The following is a 615-nucleotide window of genomic DNA, read 5'->3' as shown; positions in this document are numbered from 1 at the left end:
ATTACGCATTAGGCCGGGACTGTTTGTCTCGGCTTAGTTTCTAACCATGTCAAACTCTCGCTAAAAAGCGCGTTTTAAATCATTGATTCCATTCTTTTTGTCCCTTCTACCCGTTATACTATGCGCCCGTTTTAAGGGCTAGTTTTTTAGCTTTCAGTTGATTTAAGAGGTACGTGTTTTGAAAACACTCAAATTGGGCATATGCGGTCTTGGTACTGTAGCGAGTGGCGTGGTTAATGTTTTAAATCGAAATCGTGAAGAGATTTCAGCACGCACGGGTTGCTCGATTGAAATTATTCAGATTGCTTCGCGCACGAAGAAAGACAATTGTGATTTGACAGGTATCGACTTTACAACGGATTTGAACGCTGTTGTAACAAACCCCGAAGTAGATGTTGTGCTTGAGTTGATTGGCGGCTACAGCCCTGCAAAAGAGTTAGTAGAGACGGCTCTTCAGGCAGGTAAGCACGTTGTAACGGCTAACAAGGCTTTGATTGCAGAGCACGGCAATGAACTATTTGCTTTGGCTAATTCTGCGGGAGTTAGTCTTTGTTACGAAGCGAGCGTTGCAGGTGGTATCCCGATTATTAAATCGGTACGCGAAGGCTTGGCGGC

Annotated in this window: 1 protein-coding gene; it reads left to right on the top strand. The window is 44.4% G+C overall.

Going from position 1 to position 615, the window contains the following annotated elements; translation table 11 throughout:
* Nucleotides 1-178: 178 nt before the first annotated feature.
* Nucleotides 179-615, top strand: a 437-nt coding sequence (locus A3762_RS00810) for a Gfo/Idh/MocA family oxidoreductase (RefSeq protein ID WP_197468908.1), incomplete at its 3' end; no start/stop codon positions are given.

It is taken from the genome of Oleiphilus sp. HI0125, from assembly GCF_001635355.1.
The sequence above is the reverse complement of the archived record's forward strand: the minus strand, read 5'-3'. Positions and strand labels throughout refer to the sequence as shown.